The organism is Acinetobacter sp. 22301 (genome assembly GCF_052045285.1).
GTDB classification, from domain to species: domain Bacteria; phylum Pseudomonadota; class Gammaproteobacteria; order Pseudomonadales; family Moraxellaceae; genus Acinetobacter; species Acinetobacter pittii.
The window spans coordinates 12,422-29,324 of the sequence record NZ_JBQEOR010000006.1 but is presented as its reverse complement, the minus strand read 5'-3'; the positions used below and the strand labels follow the sequence as shown (position 1 = coordinate 29,324).

The following is a 16,903-nucleotide window of genomic DNA, read 5'->3' as shown; positions in this document are numbered from 1 at the left end:
TCCTATGGAAGTACACCAGCGTGGCTTGATTACCGGTATTTTAATGGCTGCTTTAGCAATTTCTCCTCTTGCTGAAGCTAAACGTGCAGGTGGTGGTAAAAGCCACGGTATGGCACGTTCGACTACTTCAAGCCAGTCTTATCAACAACCTCGTCAAGTGACTCCAGTTCAACAAACCACTACAGCGCCTCAGAAATCTGGTCCAGGTGTTGGTTCAATGGTTGCAGCTGGTGTGGCTGGTGCTGCCGTAGGTGCTGTTGCAGCAAATGCTTTAGCTGATGACAAACCGACATCAACTGAACAGCAAGCCACTCAGGCTCAAGCTCAAGAAGAGAAAAAAGGTGGAATCCCAGGTTGGATTTGGGTATTGCTTGCTGCAGCTCTTGCTTTCTTTGTATTCCGTAAATTGGGATCAAAAAAAAAATTAGCAGGTAACAACCCTTACGCACCAAATAGCAACGGTCAAAACCCATTTGGCCGTTCTGCTGCGCCACAAGCAGCGCCACGTAATGCTGGCGATAATACAAATATCTTTGGTCAATCTGTGGGTGGCGGTGCAGCAACGCAAGCGCCTTTTGGCGGTGTAACCACGAGCAATGGCAATCAACTTCCAGATGGTAGTGAACCAGCTGCGTTCTTACGTATTGCACGTCAACGTTTTAATCACATCCAATCGATGAATACTGCAAGTAATATTGAAGAAATTCGCCGTTACTTAACACCAGAACTTTATAGTTCAATGTATAACGACATCATGGAAAACCAAGATCAGGACGTTGCTGAATTTAGTAACTTGAATGCGATGGTTGTAGACAGTGCGACTGAAAATGGTCAATACGTAGTAAGCGTACGTTTCACTGGTACAGTAAGCGAAGACCTAAACAGCTTGCCACAACCGTTTACCGAAATCTGGCACTTTGTTAAACCTGTTGGCTCTCAGCAAGACTGGGTTGTTGCAGGTATTCAACAAGCTTAAGCTAAATAAATCCTCAATAAAAAAGCCACAATATTGTGGCTTTTTTATTTATCAGCGTTTAAGCAATTTCTGCTGGAAAGGTCACTACTTTTTCGATTTTGACCTGATCCATTGCAACCATGAGTAAACGGTCTACACCTAAAGCGATACCTGAGCATTCCGGCATATGAGGCAACGCTGCTAACAGATGCTCATCTAAAGGCATAATATGAAGCCCTTGCTTAGCCCGCTCTGTATTATCTGCTTCAAAGCGTGAACGTAACACATCTGCATCAAGCAATTCATCGTAGGCATTGGCTAGCTCTAAGCCTTCAATATAAACCTCGAAACGCGCCGCGACCTCTTCCCCATCTTCATCTACTTTCACTTTTGCCAAAGAGGCCATTTCTGGTGGAAAGTCAGTTAAAAAAACTGGAGCATCAAAACCTAAACTTGGTTCAACAAAATGAGAAAATAACAAATCCATATAAGCTAGGCGATCATCGCCCAAGTCGAGATTTAACCCCACACGATTTGCCGTATCTTTGAGTTGTTTCAAAGTTGCCTGCAAAGGGTTGATATCAAGACGATCTTGAAAGGCATGCTTATAACTTAAAATAAATGGACGAACTTCGCCAAAACGATGCTGCAAACATGTTTGCAATAAATCGGCTGTTTCATGCATTAACGCTTTTAAGTCTAGACCGGGGCGATACCATTCAAGCATAGTAAATTCACTGTTGTGTTTACGCCCGTGTTCATCGTCTCGGAACACCTTACAGATTTGATAAATCGGTCCACTACCGCTCGCCAATAAACGCTTCATGGCAAACTCTGGTGAAGTCTGTAAATATTGAGTTTGCAATTTGCCATTAATATGACGCAAAGCCTGAACTGAAGCTAAATGCACATCGGTAACACCTGCCTGTGAAACGATCGGTGTTTCGACTTCCATGACACCACGTTCAGCAAAAAACTGACGAATTTGGGTATAGAGCTTGGCACGAGCTTTTAAGGCATCAATTGAACAAGTAGGTTGATAGCTTAAACTCATGCCTGTGGTCCCCCATGTGCTGCCCATTCACGGCGCAGCGGATAATTTTTACGTAATAAATCAAATGCTTTTTGCTCTACTTTGCCGTCTTTAATACAAGCACGGATGTTGGCATCATCTTGAGCAATATCATAAATCTGAGCTAACTTTTGCTTTAACACTGCTTTTAAATCATGTCCTGAAAAATAGTCTTCGCATGCAGGTAGCTGAGTTTCAAAACGCTTATTCAGGTCATATCCAAACTTTTGACAAAAAGCTTCATAAATCATTTGTGTACCGCGAGCTTTTCCTTCAAGGCTATAACCAGCAATATGCGGTGTTGCTAAAGCCAACATATTTAAAAGCTCTTCTGATATGACTGGCTCATGCTCAAATACATCAAGCACCACTTTACGCTGGGTACGCTGAATATCTTCCATTAAAGCAGCTTCTTTCACGACTAGACCACGTGCACTATTAATTAAAATTGTGTCAGGTTGAAGCGTTGCAAAAGCTTTTTCATCAAACAGATGATATGTCGGATGTTGACCGTTTTTTGTAAGCGGCACATGAATTGAAATTGCGTTGGCTTGTTGCAACAGAGTTTCTAAGCTTACATTTTCAATTGTGTCTAGTTTCACATATGGGTCGAAGCCAATTACGTTCCAGCCAAACAACTGAGCCATATAAGCCAAGCGCTTACCGACGTTGCCAAGGCCAACAATACCTAGGGTAAATTTTTCTTGTTGTTCTAAAAGGTTTGCATCTAAATACAGTAAAGCAGTAATGACATATTCAGCAACCGCTTGCGCATTACAACCGGCCGCATTGGCCCACGTAATTCCTTGTTTTTCTAACGCCGCAATATCTAAATGATCGGTCCCGATTGTGGCACTGCCCACATATTTTAATACGGTGTTTTCAATTAAACTTGCGTTAACTGCAGTAACCGAACGAACCAATAAAGCTTCAGCATCTTTTACATCTGCATGGGTTAAAGTACGCCCTGCTTTGTGTTGAATATCGCCAAATTCTGAAAAAAAGTAATCGGTAAATGCCAAGTTTTCATCTGCGACGATTTTCATTGTCTGCAACTCATAGCTTATAAAAACGTTATTATCCTTTGAGTTGTAGCAAAGCACAATGTTAATGCCTTTAAATTCACGATTCTAAACTTTGACGGTTTGCAAATTATAAACCACCACCAAAGTAGAAATAGGCCATCAAGGCCAGTGTGATCCAAACTAGAATAATCAACACAGCAACCAAATAATTTTGAGGCCGACGCTCCTGTTGATCTAGCCATTCTTCCGCTTGTTGTTCCGCATCTAAAATGACTTGTTGAGGTGTAAAACGAACAGCTAACCAAATCAGCATCGGTAGAATGATGGCCTCATCTAAAAGGCCTAAAATAGGAATAAAATCTGGAATTAAATCGATTGGACTAAAGGCATAAGCCACAGCCACCACAGCAATAACTTTTGGGAACCATGGCATTTGAGGATGCTTTGATGCAAACCAAAGCATAATAATTTGTTTTTTTAGACGTTTTGCCCATTCTTTTAGTGATTGTAACCAAGACATTTGGACAGACTCTGAACCTTTAGAGTTTTATAATAATCCATAAAACCTATCCTTAGCTTAAAAGCCAAAGAAATGTCAGATGAGCTTCATTTTAGATCCACCATCTTGAACAATATATTTTAAATTTCTGTATATAAAACAAATCTGTCTCCCCTACAAAAACTTGCCAAAGTCAGGCCAGATTGCTTGGCTAATTGAATGGCCATGCTGGTAGGCGCTGAAATTGACGCCAATAGGCTGATGTTCAGCTGGGCACATTTTCGTATAAGTTCATAACTTGCACGACTGGTCATCACCACAAAACCTAAACTGGTGTCGTAGTTTTCTTGTGCTAAATAACCTATTAATTTATCTAAAGCATTATGGCGGCCAACATCTTCAAATAAAGCCACTATTTGACCGTCAACCACCCATGCTGCGGCATGTGCGCCACCCGTTAAAGCGGTAATTTCTTGCTGGACTTTTAAATGGGAAATAGCACTCGGAATTTGCTCAAGCCATATTTTTGATGCATGTGTTGTAATTTTAGGTACATCTAACTGAAACTGCTCTAAGCTTTCAATTCCACATAAACCACAGCCTGTACGGCCTACCATCATGCGGCGGTGTTCTTTTAATGCAGCAAATGCTCTCGATGAAATGGTCATTTCAACCGTAATGCCCAATTCATTTTGATGTACATCAAGTGTATATAGCTCTTTTAAGCTGGTTAAAATTCCTTCCGAGAGACTAAATCCTTTGGCAAATAATTCTACATCGGTCGGTGTCGCCATCATCACCGCATGTGAAATTCCGTTATACACCAAAGCAATTGGGTACTCTTGCACAATATGATCTAAAACATTTTCAGAGTCGTTTTTGTTAAACCGCTGTACTGGTAATGTTTCAACCCCATAGGAATGTGGTGTCAAAATTATTTCCTTTATTTCAAAATGGCGCTTGTTTAGAGCGCCATTTGTTTGGATGACATTTTTTAATATTGCCTTTGATTAAAGGTTGCTTACTTTCTTATCAGCGTCTTCAGGCGCAACTGCTGTTGCCAAGTTAAAATGCTCTGGCGCATTTCCGGGATGCAAAATCACAGGAACACTTTTTGAAGCAGGAATCTTGGCATATTTATCATGACTGCTTAACGCCACCAAAGGATTAGTTTCTGGATAGTAAGCGGCCAAGCTGCCTCGCGGAATGTTGTACGGCACAATACGGAAACTATGCACGATACGTTTTACACCGTCCGAGAAAACACTTTCAATATCAACCCATTGGTTTGCTTCAAAACCAGCTTCATCAATATCAGCTTGGTTCATAAATAACACACGGCGTTGCCCAAACACTCCGCGGTAGCGGTCATCTAGACCATATAAAGTGGTGTTGTATTGGTCATGAGAACGAGTGGTCATTAAGGTATAAACCTTACTGTCGGTATATGCCGCAGCGTACTGATTTTCTTTATCGGCATAGACCTCACTCAGCGGTGTAATCATAAACTGCGCTTTACCACTTTTTGTATTCCAGATGTGCTGATTGGCTGGATGCTCTAGATGGAATCCACCCGGTTTATAGACACGTAAATTAAAGTCATGGAACTCATCAAACACATCGGCAATTGAATCACGAATACGGTCGTAGCTTTCGATATACCATTTCCATTTAATTTGGCTGTCTGGAAGCACTGCTTCAGCCATTCGGGCGACAATATCTGGTTCAGACAAAATATTGTCAGAAATTGGAGCGTTACGTCCTGCTGACAAATGAATATTACTCATTGAATCTTCAACTGAAATTGCTTGTGGGCCATGAAGCTGCTCATCAATTTCGGTACGACCTAAACATGGCAAAATTAGTGCATCTTTACCACACACCAAATGGCTACGGTTTAACTTGGTTGCGACATGAACGGTTAAATTACACTTTCTAAGTGCTTCTTGGGTATACGGCGTATCTGGCGTTGCAACTGCAAAGTTCCCACCCAAACCAATAAAGACTTTGACCTCGCCTTCAGCCATGGCTTTAATGGTCTCAACAACACCATGCCCATTTTTTCTCGGTGATTTAATTCCAAATACGCGGTCAATGTTATCGAGTAATTTAGGGCTAGGCAGTTCATTAATACCCATGGTTCGGTCGCCTTGCACGTTACTGTGCCCACGAACTGGACAAAGCCCTGCACCCGGTCTGCCAATTTGTCCACGCGCCAACAATAAATTTGCCAGCATATGTACGTTAGCTGTGCCGTGGCGGTGTTGCGTGATACCCATTCCCCAACAGAAAATTGAACGCTCTGATTCTAAAAAGAGTTTGGCGAGTTTTTCTAAATGTTCAGGCGATAACCCTGAGTGTTTATAAATATCTGCCCATTCAGTTCTTTCAACCTCAGCAATCATTTCATCAAAACCAACGGTATTAACCGCAATAAAGTTTCGGTCAAAAACGCTTGGTTTACCTGAGGCAAGTGCTTTTTTATCCCACTCATTTAAGTGCTTTAACATCCCTAACATGAGTGCATAGTCGCCCCCAATTTTAGGTTGGAAATAATAACGACTAATTGGCGTACTGCCGTTGGTCATCATTTCAAGAGGTGCTTGCGGGTCTTGGAAACGCTCAAGACCTCGCTCTTTAATTGGGTTAATCGCAATAATGTTGCCGCCACGTTTAGATACTTCACGCAAAGTACCTAACATACGTGGATGGTTGGTGCCGGGGTTATGACCAAAACTAAAAATAGCATCGGCTACGTCAAAGTCTTCTAGGGTGACTGTGCCTTTTCCTAAACCAATCGAGTCAAGTAAGCCAACACTTGTGGTTTCATGACACATGTTCGAGCAGTCTGGAAAGTTATTTGTACCAAAGCTTCTCACAAACAATTGATATAAAAATGCTGCTTCGTTACTGGCACGACCCGAAGTATAAAATGCCGCTTGGTCTGGGTTGTCTAGCGCATGTAAATGTTGAGCAATGAGTTTAAATGCATCGTCCCATGAAATAGGCACATATTTATCGGTTGCAGCATCATAGCGAACTGGGTCGGTTAAACGGCCTAAGTCTTCGAGGAAAAAGTCACTTTGCTCTGACAGCCAACTGACGGTATGACCTGCGAAATATTCAGGGGTTACTGTTTTACTGGTTGCTTCAAAGGCAACTGCTTTTGCACCATTTTCACAGAAGTTAAATGCGTGAGCATCTTTCTTTTCTGGCCATGCACAGCCGGGACAGTCAAAACCTGTAGGTTGGTTAATGTTGAGTAAGGTAATTGAACCTTTACCTAAAATATCTTGTCGCTTTAAGTTTCGAGCAACACTTAGCAGTGCGCCCCACCCGCCAGCAGGATGAGTATATGGCTCAATTCGCGCAAAACCGTTATTTTCCTGTATGTGCTTTTGTTCTTCTGAATTATCCACTTTGTCATCCTCTTAATTCTTCTTAGGCATTCAACAAATCTAATAGAACCACAATTTAATTATGCTTATATTAAGAATCGCTGCTGTCTAGCTTATGGGTAGAGTCCTCTTGGTATGTTATTCACCATATTTTAAAAAGCTGGCTCAACTGTTCTTATAATATGTGCCATATTTTTTACAATTACAATCATTTAGGCCAACGGCGCTATTTATAGAAAAACATATAAAACAATGAGTTAAAAAGATAGAAACTCTGCCTTTTACAGATCAAAACATTATTGGCTTTTATTTTTAACAGAAGAGAAACTCTTTATAATTGATGCTTACATGTCTTTATGTATGGTTTTTTGGGACTAAGCAGTATAAAACAATTAAAAATCTATCCACATTAGAGCACTTATGAAGGTTGTGATCGCCCCTGATTCATTTAAAGACAGCTTATCTGCTTTAAACGTAGCTCAGGCCATTGCCAAAGGATGGCAAGAAGTTTTTCCTCATGCAGAAACGATTTTATGCCCGATGGCCGATGGTGGTGAAGGAACTATTGAAGCTGTTTTAGAAGTCTGCGAAGGACAATGGCGTGAAAAAACTGTGGTTGGGCCATTAGGTCAGCCTGTTCAAGCAAAATGGGGCTGGTTAGAAAAACAAAAAATCGCCATCATTGAAATGGCTCAAGCGAGCGGCATACAGTTAGTTTCACCGGCTGAGCGTGATGCTTGCCACAGCACAACGTTTGGAACAGGCCAACTCATTTTGGATGCTTTAGACGCAGGTGCAAAAGACATTATTTTAACTGTGGGCGGTAGTGCGACTAACGATGGCGGCACAGGATTACTGAGTGCTTTGGGTGCTGTTTTGCTCGATGCTAACCAAAAGGTTTTACCCGCAGGTGGCATCGCTCTAGGCAACCTATCACACATTGATTTAACACATTTCGACTCTCGTATTCAGCACACGCGGTTTTTACTGGCTGCCGATGTGAGCAATCCACTTTGCGGTCCAAACGGCGCATCTCATATTTTTGGTCCACAAAAAGGGGCTTCCCCTGCTCAAGTACAGTTACTCGATGCAGCCCTTGCCCATTTTGCCGATGTCTCGGCACAACTTTTAGGTTTCGACAAACGAGAGGAAGCAGGTTCTGGTGCTGCTGGCGGTTTGGGCTTTGCAGCCAAAAGTTATTTAAATGCAGATTTTAAAGCTGGAATTAAAGTCGTGGCTGAACTGAATCAGCTTGAGCATAAAATTTCTAACGCAGATTGGGTCATTACAGGCGAAGGTAAATTTGACCAGCAAACCTTAAGCGGCAAAACAGTTTTTGGGGTAAGCCAAATTGCAAAAGCTCATGGCATCCCTGTCATTGTGATTGCAGGAACTTTAGGCCAAGGCTACCAAGCGCTTTATGAGCACGGCGTTACAACTGCTTTTTCGCTAACAAATGGCCCCATCACATTAGAACAAGCCTGCGAACATGCAGCAGAACTCATTTATGAGCGCACAGTGGATATTGCGAGGTTAATTCAGCTTAGCCAAACCAGTTTGAGAGATAAAAAAGTTTAATCGGCTAACTTTAAAAGACTCTCTTTACAACTTTCCAATATTTCATCGCTAAGGATAGATTGGTCTGGGCATGCGCGAGACAAGGCAATTGCCCCTACAGACTGAGCAAGAATATTAATAGCTTGCTTTCTCAACTCTGGCGCTTCCAAAGAAACTTGTTTTGCACGTTCGTTCATAATGAACTGAATAAGTTGCTCAATGCCCTCTTCAAATTCGACTTTTACTTCGTCTGGTTGTCTTGCAGCATCACAAGATAACGCTGTTAAGGTGCAGCCCAAATCTCGATTGTCTCGATGAGTACGAGACACATAAAGCTGAATAAATTGAGTTAAGTTTAAGCCTTCTATTCTTTTTAAAACCTGCTCAAGCCCATGTTTAACAGTAATTGAGACAAGGTCTGTTTTAGAGCTGAAATGTTTATAGAACCCACCGTGAGTAAAGCCTGCGCTAGACATTAATTCAGCAATGCCGACACCGTCGTAGCCTTTGTTACGAAACAGTTGAGTCGCCTTTTCGACAATTTTTTCTCGGTTTTCTTTTACCTGAGTTTTACTGACTTTCATTTTGGCCTACCCACTTTTACTCACCCTACTCGTCACAATTATACATTGATTATGATTGACATCAAAAATTATATATTTTAGATTATGATCATCATCTAAAAAATTAAAGCGTGGAGACATCACATGTCAGCTCAATCAAAAGTACTTATTACAGGAGCTTCGTCAGGAATTGGTTCTGTCTATGCAGACCGATTTGCTCAACGTGGCCATAACTTAATCTTGGTTGCACGAGACAGAAACCGTCTAGATAAAATCTCAAAAGACCTTCAAGAAAAATACGACGTACAAGTCGAGTTTATTCAAGCCGATTTATCGAATGATCAAGACATTAGTAAGATTGAAGATGTACTCAAAAACGATGCTGATATTGAAATTTTGGTAAATAACGCTGGCATTGCACTAAACGGAACCTTTTTAACTCAAGATATTAAAGATATTGAAAAACTCATTAGTTTAAATATGACTGCGGTTGTTCGTTTGTCTCATGCAATTTCGCAATCACTTATACATAAAGGTAAAGGTGCCATTATTAATTTAGGCTCCGTGCTTGGATTAGCTCCTGAATTAGGTTCTACCATTTATGGCGCAAGTAAATCTTTCATCCAATTTTTTAGCCAAGGCTTACATTTAGAATTAAAAGATCATGGTGTACATGTTCAAGCCGTATTGCCTTCGGCAACTAAAACCGAAATTTGGGAGCGTTCAGGCATTGACTTAAGCCAAGTCCCACCATTAATGGATGTCAATGATTTGGTCGATGCGGCTCTGATTGGTTTTGACCGCAAAGAAACGATTACAATTCCTGTGCTGAAAGACGAAAATCAATGGAATAATTTTGAAAAATCACGTATCACATTACTACCAAACTTTTCTTCGGCTGATGTAGCCCAACGTTATAAAAACTAACGAGTACCGCTACCCAACTCTTAAGTAGGAAAATCTTATGAATGTTATTGATGCCATCCGTAACCGCCGCGCAGTTAAACGCTTCGACCCTGCTTTTCAACTTTCTGAAGATAACAAAAAGCAGTTATTACAAGAAGTTTTAGCAAATGCGCCAAGCGCTTTTAACTTACAACATTGGCGTCCAGTCATCATTGAAGATACTGAGTTAAGACAAAAAATTCGCACCATTGCTTGGGATCAACCACAAGTTACAGAGTCATCATTACTGATTGTGTTGTGTGCAAAAGTAAATACATGGGAAGTTGATGCTAAGCGTGTATGGGATGGCGCGACTCCGGAAGTTCAAAATATTATGGTTGGCGCAATTGACCAATATTACCGTGACCGTCCACAAACCCAACGTGACGAAGTGATGCGTAGTGCGGGTATTTTTGCTCAAACTTTAATGTTACTTGCTCAAGAGCATGGTTTAGACAGTTGCCCAATGGATGGTTTTGACTTTGACGCAATGGCAAAGCTGATTAACTTACCCGAAGATCATGTGGTGTGTTTAATGATTGCCGTTGGTAAGTCAGCATCTCAGCCTTACCCACGTGTGGGCAAACTTCCTTACGATGATGTCATTATTCAAAATACATTCTAAGTTTTTAGTCAGATTTTAGGCCCTCATGCTATTTATGGCATGAGGGCCTAATTGTTAATGACATTCTGTTTTGTAAAATCATTTGGCTTTTTTGGTATTTAACTTATTAGTTAAACGACGAACTAAAAGAAAAAATAAAGGCACAAAGAAAATAGAAAGTAGAGTTCCCGAAATCATCCCACCAGTTACGGCGATACCAATTTCTTTTCGACTAACAGCCCCTGCTCCTGTAGATACAGCCAATGGAAGAACACCTGCAACAAAAGCCAGAGATGTCATAATAATTGGCCGTAATCGCTGACCAGCGCCTTCAATAATGGCATCCATTAATGCCTGACCAGCCTCTAACTTGGCTGCCGCAAATTCAACAATCAAAATAGCATTTTTGGCAGAAAGCCCAATGGTGGTGAGCATAGCAACCTGAAAGTAAATATCATTCACAAAACCTGCCAGACTTGCAGCAACTACAGCGCCAATAAGACCTAAAGGAATAACTAGCATGACAGAGACAGGAATAGACCAACTTTCATAAAGTGCTGCCAAACATAAAAAGATAAAGATGATTGAGGCTAAATATAACCAGATCGTTTGGCCACCCGCTAGTTTCTCTTGATATGACAATCCGCTCCACTGAAGATTAAAACCTTGTTGCTGGTCAACTAACTGCTGCATCTTATCCATAGCCCCACCAGAACTCTCACCAGCTGCCGTAGAACCTTGTATTTGAAGGGCTGAAAGACCGTTAAAGCGTTGCAGCATTTGAGGGCCCATCTGCCATTTCACAGAAGAGAAACTAGAAAATGGCGTCATCTCACCAGTAGCACCACGAACATACCATTGCCCAATATCTTGGGGTAAGGAACGATAGATTGCCTCTCCTTGCAAATAAACTCGCTTAACACGTCCCTGATCTATGAAATCGTTAATATAAGATCCGCCCCATGCAGAGGATAAAGTACTACTAATATCAGCTTGAGATAATCCAAACGCACTCGCTTTTCTTTGATCGATATCGACTTGTAATTGAGCCTTATCATCTAAGCCATTTAAGCGTACCCCTGCTAATCCAGAATCAGCATTTGCTTCTTTTAGGAGATTATCTTTTGCTGCGAGTAAAGCATCTCGTCCTTTATTTTCAGCATCTTGCAACCAAAATTCAAAGCCACTAGATTGCCCAAGGCCTCTTACAGCAGCGGGTGAAAGTACCTGAACACGTACGTTACGCAGTGACTTAAAATGTGCATTTGCACGAGCAATCACAGCTTCGGCTGTATTTTCACTACCTTCTCGGTCATCCCAATGTTTGAGTCCGGCAAATGCCATTCCCACATTTTGACCACTGCCTGCGTTATTTCTACCCATCACCATGAAAATAACATTAAGATTATTCTTTTCTTTCGTCAAAAAGTAATCTGCAATCTGGTTACCAACCCGCTCTGTTTCAGCTAGTGTCGTGCCTACAGGCGTACTAAATTGAACCATAACCGAGCCTTGGTCTTCTTGAGGTAAAAACCCCGTATTCATACGCGTATATTGCCAACCTAACAAAGCTGTAATACCTACGAATATGACCATAAAGACTTTGGGTTTACCTAAAACAGCAACTAGCTTTGTGCGGTAGCCTGTTTGACCTTGCTCTACTTTATAGTTGAACCAAGTAAAAAATTTTCTCTGCTTATGTTTTTCATTTGCAGGTTTGAGTAAGGTTGCACATAGCGCAGGTGAAAGTGTTAAAGCAACAATTGCAGAAAGTACCATAGCCGATACGAGCGTTACCGAGAACTGGCGATAGATAATCCCGACAGAACCACCAAAAAATGCCATAGGTAAAAATACTGCTGCGAGTACCATGGCAATACCCACGAGCGCGCCAGATATTTCTTGCATTGAAATTAGGGTGGCTTGCCGAGCATCAAGATTTTGCTCATGCATAACCCGCTCAACATTTTCTACGACGACAATCGCGTCATCTACAAGCAAACCAATTGCGAGTACCATTGCAAACAAAGTCAGTGTATTAATGCTATAGCCAAGTACGCTCAACACACCAAATGTACCTAACAATACGACCGGAACTGCAATTGCCGGAATTAAAGTCGCACGCCAGCTCTGCAAAAATAAGAACATGACAATAATGACGAGAACAATTGCTTCAGCTAAAGTTTTAATCACCCCATTTACCGAAGCTTCTACAAATGGCGTACTGTCGCGTGGGTATGCAACTTTTAAACCCGCTGGCATAGAGGCAGTTAACCGTGTGACTTCAGCTTTAACTCGTTCAGCCGTTTCTAATGCATTGGCACCAGAAGCAAGTTGAATAGACATACCCGAAGCTGGCTTTCCATTCAAACGTGTAGAAGTCTGATAACTCTCTGCACCACGCTCGACTCGGGCAACATCTTTAAGTAATACAACCGCACCATTGGTTTGTGTCCGCAAAATAATATTTTCAAATTGGCTCACGGTTTGTAACCGAGATAATGCTGTTACTGTTGCATTTAAAGCCTGCCCATCACGCGTGGGTAATGCGCCCAATTCTCCTGCTGTAATTTGAGTGTTTTGTGCTTCAATTGCGGTTCTAACATCTGATGGCATTAATCCATAACTGTTTAATTTATGAGGATCAAGCCAGATGCGCATTGCATATTGAGCACCAAATACGGTGATTTCACCCACTCCATCGACCCGACTTAATGGGTCTTGCAGTGTACTCACCATATAGTCAGATATGTCGACAGAAGATCTAGTCCCACTTTCATCGTAAAGCGCAAAGACCAGTAAACTATCGCCTTGTGACTTTGTCACAGTAATCCCTTGCTGCTGAACCTCTTGAGGCAATCGACTCAGTGCCTGATTCACAGCATTTTGCACCTGCACCTGAGCAGTGTCAGGATTGGTATTCTGATCAAAACTAAGACTTATCCGTGCTTGACCCGCCGAACTACTACTCGATGAAAAATAAAGTAGACCATCAATCCCTTTAATTTGTTGCTCCAAAATCTGGGTAACACTGTCTTCAACAGTTTTGGCAGATGCTCCCGGATAGTTTGCAGTAACATTTACACCCGGTGGTGCAATGTCAGGATATTGTTCAATGGGTAACGTTAAAATCGAAATCGTCCCCAATGCCATAATACAAATAGAGAGGACCCAAGCAAAAATAGGTCGTGCAATAAAAAAACTCGACAACATATGCAATCCTCAACTCATTGGGGTAGGTTCAATCGTCATGCCGGCACTTAAGCCTTGCAGACCCTCAACAATGACTTGATCTCCTGCTTTCAAGCCAGAGGTCACTAACCAACGATTATCAATTGCATCGCCTAGAGTAATTTTTCGTTGCTCGGCTTTATTATCTTTTCCAACAATCCAAACAAGTGGATTTCCTTCTGCGTCTCGGAACAGCGCACCTTGAGGAATTAAGACGCTGTTAGGACGTGTTCCCGTTCCAAGTTCTGCCCGTACATACAGGCCGGGCAATAACGCATTATTGGGATTGGGAAATGCTGCACGTAAGGTGACACTTCCTGTCGCCTCATCTACAGCAACATCACTAAACTTAAAAGTCCCCTGTTCTGCATAGGCAGTGCCATTCTCAAGCTTCAAACGTACTGAAAGTTCAGTCGATTTTATTCCATTTTCAGTAAGCTGTTTACGCAGTGCCATGTATTCATCACTCGACTGAGTCAAGTCGACATACATGGGGTCCAGTTTTTGAATCGTTGCTAAAGGATCTGTTTGAGCAGAGGTGACTAAAGCCCCACGTGTAATAGATGAACGCCCTATCCGTCCTGAAATTGGCGCACTAACTTGTGTGTAACGTAAATTGGTTCGTGCTGTTTTCAGTACAGCTTCATTTACGGCAACAGTCGCTTTCGCTTGCTCATATGCACTTTGAGCATTATCAAGCTCTTGTTGACTCACCCCATTTACTTTAATTAATTCTTTATAACGCTCGGCTTGAAGGCGAGTCGAATTTACAGTGGCTTTTGCTAATGCAAGATTACCAGCGGCTTCATCCACGCTATCCCGATAGAGTGATGAATCAATTTTATAAAGTGGCGCCCCTTTGTTTACTTGCGTGCCTTCCTTAAATAATTGCTCTATTACTACTCCATTGACTTGTGGACGGACCTGAGAAATTTCAGAGGCCACCGTTCTACCAGCCAATTGATAGGTAGATTCAATCGTCTCTGGTTTTATAGTGATCGTACCCACCTGCTGAATATTTTTAGGGGCAGGCTGATCAGAATCACATCCATTCAAAAAAATAAATAAAGGCAATAAATATATAAACTTACGGTAATTAAAACTTAGATCAAGCATATCTGGGACCCCAGACTTATAGACAATTTATTTACTTTACTGTAAAGTAAATAAATAAGATGTGCAAGAAAACCGATATGTTAAAAAAATCTCCAGGTCGTCCCTCTCGAATTCGCCCTACTATCATTGCTGCAGCACGCGAACTATTTCTAGAACATGGATTAGAAGTCCGTTTAGAGGCTGTTGCCACGAAAGCCGGTACAAATCGACAAACTTTATATAACCACTTCCCGACCAAGACAGCGTTACTCATTGAAGTCTTTGATCATTTAAAAGCAGAAATGGAAGCACCTTTCATTGAGCAGCATGAATTGAAAAATAAGCGTCTAGATCAATTATTGTTAGAAATTGGACAGTCTGTACAAAATCATTTTTATCATATTGACGTCATTCGCCTGCAAAGATTGCTGATTATTGCCTTAGTTGAAATGAAAGAAATTCTTCCTAAAATTCAGCAACGTACTCAAGGTAATATTAAAAGATCTTTAACCGATATTCTTGCAACTGCACACAATGCTGGTATTGTTAAAATTGATCAGCCAGAGGAAGCAACAAAGGCTTTCCTCGGTGCGGTAATGGGATATGCATATCCCGCTACGTTGATTAGTGGAAACATTCCAACTCCCCAAGAACTACAACAGTTAAATGAAGAAGTGTGTCGTACCTTTTTAAAAGCATGGCAATATAAAGAATAGCCCCACAACAAAAGCCCTTATAATAAAAAGGGCTTTTAAAATTAGGCATTTAAACGTCGTATCAATTATTAATGGCTTGAAGAAACATCCAGTAAACTCATTTAAGCAGATTTAGCATGAATATTTTCATGCTTCATTCATCCTATTTAAACTGCTTCAAAAAACAGTCTAATATCATCTCTCTATCCCCTACTTGACCCGAGCTTAAAAGCTGAATAATAGTCCCCTCAATCATATATAAAAATAATTTGGCGTCCTGAAAAGAAGCATCTTTTTTTAGTTTTATTAACTGACTATAGATTTCATTAAGCAACCATGTTCTATATCTCATTGCGGTGATATAGGCTTTTGGATAGGTCAGTTTGATTTCAAAAATTGCTTTAAATAATAGATAGTAAAGCCCCTCCAAATCGGTGTGTAAGACATAAAGTTTCTTAAGTTTATCCATCACACTTGTTTGACTGGTGTATTCAACCATTGAAACTACTTTTTCTTTTAAACGTTCTTTTTGCACGATCATGCAGATTTCAATGAATCGTTCTTTAGAGTGAAAGTAATGATAAAAAGTCGCTTTTGGAATTTGAGACTCTTTCACAATTCTGTCGACTCCAACCGTATGAAATCCGTGATGGTGAAACAGATCAATTGATTTATTTACGACTAGTATGGCACGTGGGGAGATCACTAAATTTGGCATAGTTTTACCGTTATAAAAATTATTGTTGTAGATAAATGAGATACTTTTTTGGGAGAAAAAAAGGCATAGCAAAGCCATAAAGACTGTGCGTGGCACATCTCAAGTTTTATTGTTGATTAAGTTTTTTGGTCGTGACGATTTAAAGCCTGAAAAGCCCAATGGCCATCAAACTGCTTTAAAAGTTTAAGTTGTATCGATATAGACTTTGGCAGTCGCTGCCAAGAAATTAAGAATGTGCAAAGCCAACTCCTTTTTATTGGGAGTTCTGCCAGACATTTATAGAATTATGGTGGCAGAACGAGAAAGGGTTAGCAGACTAGTATTATCTCAAACTAGCACACCCGAAGGTGTCCCTCTCCCGTCCTACCGCAACGGGAAAGGAACGAGTAGTTCACCACACAAGACTATTCCTCAGAAGGAAAAACTCTGATGCGGGAGATAATACACGGTCTGCTAAAACCGGCTGGCAATGTGGCCAGCAGGCAAAGAATAGTGCCCAACCCTTTTGCAGTCAAGCACACAAAATGACATTTGTTTTAATTTAGA

14 protein-coding genes are annotated in these 16,903 nt (G+C 41.1%); 5 read left to right on the top strand and 9 right to left on the bottom strand.

The annotated features are described in order from the left end of the window. The first annotated feature begins 4 nt into the window (after positions 1-4). On the top strand, positions 5-976 hold the full coding sequence (locus tag ACTJJH_RS10795; protein ID WP_063099465.1) for a Tim44 domain-containing protein: 972 nt from the start codon (positions 5-7) through the stop codon (positions 974-976). 58 nt (positions 977-1,034) lie between these two features. Here the strand turns inward: ACTJJH_RS10795 and epmA are convergent, their stop codons facing one another. From epmA to ACTJJH_RS10770, 5 genes are all read right to left on the bottom strand, one after another. Further along, positions 1,035-2,009 (bottom strand): EF-P lysine aminoacylase EpmA, encoded by a 975-nt coding sequence (epmA, locus tag ACTJJH_RS10790; protein ID WP_044101868.1) that lies wholly within the window; start codon positions 2,007-2,009, stop codon positions 1,035-1,037. Then, a complete protein-coding gene (locus ACTJJH_RS10785) occupies positions 2,006-3,073 on the bottom strand; it encodes a 4-phosphoerythronate dehydrogenase (protein ID WP_440601125.1) in 1,068 nt (355 codons plus the stop codon). The genes epmA and ACTJJH_RS10785 overlap by 4 nt, the downstream gene beginning before the upstream one ends. Positions 3,074-3,179: 106 nt before the next feature. Next, positions 3,180-3,572, bottom strand: a complete 393-nt coding sequence (locus ACTJJH_RS10780; RefSeq protein WP_017399216.1) for a YkvA family protein — start codon at positions 3,570-3,572, stop codon at positions 3,180-3,182. A gap of 119 nt (positions 3,573-3,691) precedes the next feature. Next, positions 3,692-4,483 carry a formate dehydrogenase accessory sulfurtransferase FdhD gene (gene fdhD / locus ACTJJH_RS10775; protein WP_202745166.1) on the bottom strand — a complete coding sequence of 264 codons (792 nt, stop codon included), beginning with the start codon at positions 4,481-4,483 and terminating at the stop codon, positions 3,692-3,694. Positions 4,484-4,561: 78 nt separating this feature from the next. Continuing rightward, positions 4,562-6,970 (bottom strand): FdhF/YdeP family oxidoreductase, encoded by a 2,409-nt coding sequence (locus ACTJJH_RS10770; protein ID WP_002118434.1) that lies wholly within the window; start codon positions 6,968-6,970, stop codon positions 4,562-4,564. Positions 6,971-7,369: 399 nt separating this feature from the next. On the opposite strand from ACTJJH_RS10770, the gene ACTJJH_RS10765 reads away from it, so the two are divergent. Next, a complete protein-coding gene (locus tag ACTJJH_RS10765) occupies positions 7,370-8,527 on the top strand; it encodes a glycerate kinase (RefSeq protein WP_284090222.1) in 1,158 nt (385 codons plus the stop codon). Here the strand turns inward: ACTJJH_RS10765 and ACTJJH_RS10760 are convergent. Beyond that, positions 8,524-9,090: a TetR/AcrR family transcriptional regulator gene (locus ACTJJH_RS10760; protein ID WP_101664735.1), complete on the bottom strand. Its 567-nt coding sequence runs from the start codon at positions 9,088-9,090 to the stop codon at positions 8,524-8,526. The two genes, ACTJJH_RS10765 and ACTJJH_RS10760, sit on opposite strands and share 4 nt — an antisense overlap. A 123-nt stretch (positions 9,091-9,213) precedes the next feature. Between ACTJJH_RS10760 and ACTJJH_RS10755 the strand changes: the two genes are divergently transcribed. After that, positions 9,214-9,996: an SDR family NAD(P)-dependent oxidoreductase gene (locus tag ACTJJH_RS10755; protein ID WP_284090221.1), complete on the top strand. Its 783-nt coding sequence runs from the start codon at positions 9,214-9,216 to the stop codon at positions 9,994-9,996. A 37-nt stretch (positions 9,997-10,033) separates the two neighbouring features. Continuing rightward, positions 10,034-10,639 carry a nitroreductase family protein gene (locus tag ACTJJH_RS10750; protein ID WP_440601124.1) on the top strand — a complete coding sequence of 202 codons (606 nt, stop codon included), beginning with the start codon at positions 10,034-10,036 and terminating at the stop codon, positions 10,637-10,639. A gap of 78 nt (positions 10,640-10,717) precedes the next feature. Here ACTJJH_RS10750 and adeE read toward each other — a convergent pair whose 3' ends face one another. Further along, positions 10,718-13,831, bottom strand: a complete 3,114-nt coding sequence (adeE, locus tag ACTJJH_RS10745; protein ID WP_440601123.1) for a multidrug efflux RND transporter permease subunit AdeE — start codon at positions 13,829-13,831, stop codon at positions 10,718-10,720. A gap of 9 nt (positions 13,832-13,840) precedes the next feature. Further along, positions 13,841-14,965: a multidrug efflux RND transporter periplasmic adaptor subunit AdeD gene (gene adeD / locus ACTJJH_RS10740; protein ID WP_440601122.1), complete on the bottom strand. Its 1,125-nt coding sequence runs from the start codon at positions 14,963-14,965 to the stop codon at positions 13,841-13,843. A gap of 77 nt (positions 14,966-15,042) precedes the next feature. On the opposite strand from adeD, the gene ACTJJH_RS10735 reads away from it, so the two are divergent. Continuing rightward, positions 15,043-15,660 (top strand): TetR/AcrR family transcriptional regulator, encoded by a 618-nt coding sequence (locus ACTJJH_RS10735; RefSeq protein WP_032004388.1) that lies wholly within the window; start codon positions 15,043-15,045, stop codon positions 15,658-15,660. Positions 15,661-15,802: 142 nt separating this feature from the next. Here the strand turns inward: ACTJJH_RS10735 and ACTJJH_RS10730 are convergent, their stop codons facing one another. Next, positions 15,803-16,357 (bottom strand): TetR/AcrR family transcriptional regulator, encoded by a 555-nt coding sequence (locus tag ACTJJH_RS10730; protein ID WP_032004387.1) that lies wholly within the window; start codon positions 16,355-16,357, stop codon positions 15,803-15,805. Between the last annotated feature and the right edge of the window lie 546 nt (positions 16,358-16,903).